4 protein-coding genes are annotated in these 4,743 nt (G+C 55.1%); all 4 read right to left on the bottom strand.

Annotation, left to right across the window (positions count from 1 at the left end; translation table 11 throughout):
• Nucleotides 1–203, bottom strand: a 203-nt coding sequence (locus JRG72_11425) for a transposase (GenBank protein MBW2135815.1), incomplete at its 3' end; no start/stop codon positions are given.
• Between the two features lie 36 nt (nucleotides 204–239).
• A complete protein-coding gene (locus JRG72_11430) occupies nucleotides 240–851 on the bottom strand; it encodes a YedE-related selenium metabolism membrane protein (protein ID MBW2135816.1) in 612 nt (203 codons plus the stop codon).
• A 63-nt stretch (nucleotides 852–914) separates the two neighbouring features.
• Nucleotides 915–2,288 carry a hypothetical protein gene (locus JRG72_11435; protein MBW2135817.1) on the bottom strand — a complete coding sequence of 458 codons (1,374 nt, stop codon included), beginning with the start codon at nucleotides 2,286–2,288 and terminating at the stop codon, nucleotides 915–917.
• Nucleotides 2,289–3,495: 1,207 nt separating this feature from the next.
• Complete coding sequence (locus tag JRG72_11440; protein MBW2135818.1) at nucleotides 3,496–4,665, bottom strand: VWA domain-containing protein; 1,170 nt, start codon at nucleotides 4,663–4,665, stop codon at nucleotides 3,496–3,498.
• Nucleotides 4,666–4,743 lie beyond the last annotated feature (78 nt).

Below are 4,743 nucleotides of genomic sequence, written 5' to 3' on the forward strand. Positions count from 1 at the left end.
GTTCCGGCGGTCAAAGAAACCTGATAACGACAGGAACAGCATTGATATAAATTTCTGGTGCGAATAAAGGATGCTTGCCGATGGCCACAGCGTGGACACTGATAACCCTTGGGCCATCGCAATTTAAACAGGTGTTTTTGACAGGCCTTCACCGTCGAAAACTTTCTTTGAAATTTTAGAAGATTCAGACCTTCTTGGTGCATGGCTTATGGCCTCTTTTTATTATATATTTTAGAAAATTATAGCATGTTAAGCTGACCAAAAGCCATAATCAAAAATAATATACCATTTTGGGCCTGCTCCGGAAGCGGGGGAAAGATCAGCCGGAGCAGGAATAGTCCGACCATGAGCAGCGGCATGATCCAGCCTACCGAGGTATAAGTGGCCTGGGTGCGCCCCAGGTTATAGCCCTGCTTGAAGAACCAGGTGCCGAGCCACACCCCGGTCACCAGACCCAGTAAGCCGAAAATGGCGTTGCCGTCCCCACCGGCCAGACGCAGCAGAGCCCGCCAGGGACAGCCCAGAAAGACCAGGGCGCCGATCATGGCGAAGGCCCCCAGGACAAATCGGACAATCGGGGCGGAACCAGCCCGGGGGCGGAATTCCTTGAACAGATAAGCGCTGAGAAAGGCACCGAGCACGAAGCCGATGATTTCCGGGCGGATATACTGGATCACCGCGGCGCGGTGCAGTCCCAGGCCGCCGGCGATATCGCGTTCAAAGCAGGCCACACAGATGCCCATGTTTCCCGGATTGCCCCACTTCGGTAACAGGGCGGCCAGGACCCCGATCACCAGGCCCACCCCAATGATGCCCCCTCGGGTGGCAAAGAAATTTTTCCACAATGTCATCTAGAGCCTCGTTCCGACTACAACCAGATCACGAGACGAGCCGCAGAAATGATGATGGGCGTCTTAAAACCCCACCTGTCCCTGGACGGTCACCAGGTTCTGATCGCCCCCGCTGTAGTTGCCGCTGGGGGCGTGATCTTCCTCCTGGGTGATCTGAGTCCAATCCACGCTCAGCTTGGCATTCTGGCCTTTGAGATAATAATTGAGGCCGAAGCTGGGAAAATAGGTGTCCGGCCGGTCTTTCACCAACAGGCGCTCATAGCGGAAATAGGGTTGGAGTCGGCCCGGCCCCAACTGCCAAGGCAGCAGGTAGCCCCCTTGAATATAAAACATTTGAGCGTCTTCTCCGGCTGTAAGCCAGCTATAGCTGAGGGTTTGGGTCACATTTTTGACATTAATATAGGCTGCTTCCGCCGTGAGCGCGCCGCGGCCGATGGGGTGGTCGAAAAACAGGTCCACTGTCCAGCCCAGATTGTTCTCATCCGGCCGGTTATTTAAGGTGAGGTTATTCTGGTAATCAAAGCCGCCGCCCAGGGAGAAGACTTTTTTCTGGCCGAGGTAGGTCCCTTTATTGAACCAGGAGGTTTCGGGCTCTAACAGACTCACCGATAGCCGACCGGCCAGTCTCAGGTTATCATCGGGATTAGCCGCGCCTTCGACCCCGTCAAACAGACCCAGGCGGTACTGGATCAGGCCGCCCCAGGGATTGCCCCACAGCAGCACCCCGTCATCCCGCCCCACTTTGCTGTAATAAAAAATGCCGCCCCGCACTCCGCCCTGATTGAAAGCCAGATCAAGCGGCAACAGGGTAAAGGTGGAGGTCGTGCCATAGTTGCGGGTAAAGGGGATATACATCCGCCCCAGTTGGATTTGCAGCGGATCGCCCAATTTATAATAAACCCAGGCGTCGCGCACCGCGATGCTGGTGCCCAGACCCACCGAGGGCTGATCAAGCCCATCCTGACCGAGACGGTCGCCAGCAATATGGGCGAAGAAACCGAAGCCCGGAAAGGCCTCGCCCTGCAAATAAAAATAGAAGCGGCGCAGCATAAAATCGTCCAGGTCTTTCCGGCCTCTCCCCGCCGCTTTCCCATCTTCCACAAACTGATACCAGGCCTGCATGCGCAATCCGGCTTTGAGCTTATGTTTTTCAATAAAATTCTCCACCTTGCCGGTCAGGGTGGTAACCTCTTTTTTTACCTCCTGCACCTCCGTGGTCGAAGCCTGCGGTGCCCGGGTTTCCTGTTCCAAGGCGGCAATCCTCTTTTTTAGTTCCTCTATTTCCTCATTTTTTTTCCTTTCCAGCTCCGCTAACTGCTGTTTCAGGAGCTCGATTTCGGTCTCTACCGTGGTTGCCTGCAGCGGCCCCGTCCAAACCGAAAGCGTCATGCCGGCCCAAACTAATGCCAATAAGAAAACCTTGTTGTTCCTCACCATGATCTTCTCCTTTCCGTGGTTCCTATGTCTTTAATCTGCATCTTATAGGGATTGCCGCACATAATTTCGGTCAGGTGCCGCGAAAATCACCACCATAGCCTTGCCACTGACTGAGTGGCGGTCTTCTGAACCCCAGGTAACCACAGGTTGAAAACCGGGGCCACCTCAGATCAGGACCGCATAAGTCTATAAAAATTTTATAAATAAGCTGATATGAATCAGGCTACCAAAGAAAAAAGAATGGAGCTTAGGTTTGGCTTGTTGCTCAGCCAACCCGGGCAGAGTTTGGAAGGCGACTTCAGGTGAAGCCGGAAAGGGACACCAACAGATTCCTTGTTGAGGATAAGATTATTCCTCTTCTATAACGATAATCTCCATTTGTCAATTAGATTTTTTGTAACTGTTCGTGCACCAGGCTAAACTCTGGCGGTTCTCGATAGATGTAAGGTTCTATCCATGGTAATTGCCTGTTCACCATGAAGTCATAGCTCGGCATTAGGGGTAACCCGAAATGGCAAGCGGGCTGGTCAAGGTCGTATGACCAAGACGGGATGCAGGCCGCAGCGACTGCGAACTAGATTCGGCCTCGTTATACTGGTTAGCGGACGGCGACCCGTAGAACGGCTGGGGAAGCCTGCTACTAGCGTCATTAGATAACAGGAGCGTGGCGCTGGGCCATCCGGGGTGCTTGGAGGCGGCATGTATTCAGAGAATCGCCAGGGAACCCGGGAAACCCGGCAGGACGGGTTGGGCAACAAGTAGCTTCAGCCCAAAGGAGGCAGGGAAATCATAACCTGCTTTCCTGTCCTGGCCGGGAGTCGGACCTGCCCATAGTAGCAAGGAAGCGGCTAATCCCCGTGGAGCCAAGGGGCAGGACTTTGATCGTGTTTTCATCACAGGAGGGAATGCCGCTTGAACGAGAGTTCCGCTACGGAAGAAGAGTTCAAACCGGAATCAGGTGTGCCTTGGAAACTTTCTCGCTTCCGATGGAAACTGGGCCGTAAGGCCAAGCAAGAACCGCGGTTCCGGTTTTATGCCTTGTATGATTGGATCTACCGGCGCGATGTCTTGGAGACAGCGTGGCGGCGAGTATGTGCCAACGGTGGTAGCGGTGGCGTGGATGGGGTGACATTCATCGGCATAACCTAGTGAATCATAAGATTATTCTGGTGGGGAAATGACCACTGCCGTCAGAGCAGTCAAAAGCTTAACATCGTACCAACAGCTCCTCTATCCGGGCCACTACCTCGGGAGCTCGGAGATCCTGGAGGTTATAATATCGCCCCCCCAGGGTCTCGCTCAACTCCGATAGGCAGCCCAGATTAAGAAAGCCGGTCTCGGTGTCCAGCACCAGGGAGGCAATATTGAGACCTCGCAGTTGGCTGGCGATCTCTTTGGCTTCGGTGAGGGCGGAATTCTGCCCCATACTGAGATTGGCCTTGCCATCGGAGATCAGCACCAGGAGGAATGCATCCTGGGGATGCGTTGCTTTCTCCTTGTGCAGCAGTTCATAGGCCAGATGCAGGGCGTGGGGCAAGGGCGTCTTGCCGCCGGTGGGCAAGTCTTGCAGATATTTCTTGGCCTGTTCCACGCTATTGGTGAAGGGTAAAACCAGTTGGGCTTTTTCGCCCCGAAAGACCACCAGGCCCACTCGCTCCCGCTTCTGGTAAGCATCGAGGAGCAGGGAGAGGATAGCGGCTTTGGTTTCCACCATGCGTTGATTGGCCCCCATGGAGCCGCTGGCATCTACCACAAACAGGATATGGTGGCCGATGCGTTTTTCGCGCACCTTGTGGCGCAGATCTGAATCGGCGATTGCCACGGCCAGGTTGCCTTTCTCCCTTACTTTTTGATAAGGCGCGGCGGCCCGCAGGGTGGCGTCAAGGGCCGGATCTGGAGAGCCGGAAGGGATCAAAGCAGGACGCACATAACGCCCGGTGCGATCGTTAGTCCGGGCCCGAGTGCGGCGGCCTTGGGCCATCTTGGGCTCCCGATCCCGGGGGAGGTCCAGGGGGCGAACCGGAAAAGGAGAGCCGGGGTCAAAAGTAACTTCTCCAGTCCCTGGAATGGCATCCTGGTCAGGCGGTGATTCTTCCGGGGGCGGCGACGGGGGCGGCGAATGCGGTTCTGGCTCCCGCGGTTCCTGATGTCTTTGGATGCTCTCTTCCAGTTTTTCTTGATCCAGCCGCGGCTCGCTGAAGGGTTTCCGCCGCAGGCGATGCAGAAGCACTAGTTCAGCGGCTTCCCGGACATCATCTTCGTTGACCAGGCCACGGCCATAATAGGCGGCCAGAACCTGGGACACCTTCAGCATATAGATGTCAGCCCGATGGCCATCTACCCCTTGATCCAGGCAGATGCGCGTAATGAGTTTCATGATCTCGTTTGAGTAGCGTACTTTTGGCAGGTTCTTTCGCGCCTCCTGTATAGCCTGGCGCAGTCGTTCCTGTTCTGG

This window comes from Deltaproteobacteria bacterium (assembly GCA_019309545.1).
Lineage (GTDB): Bacteria > Desulfobacterota > Desulfobaccia > Desulfobaccales > Desulfobaccaceae > Desulfobacca_B.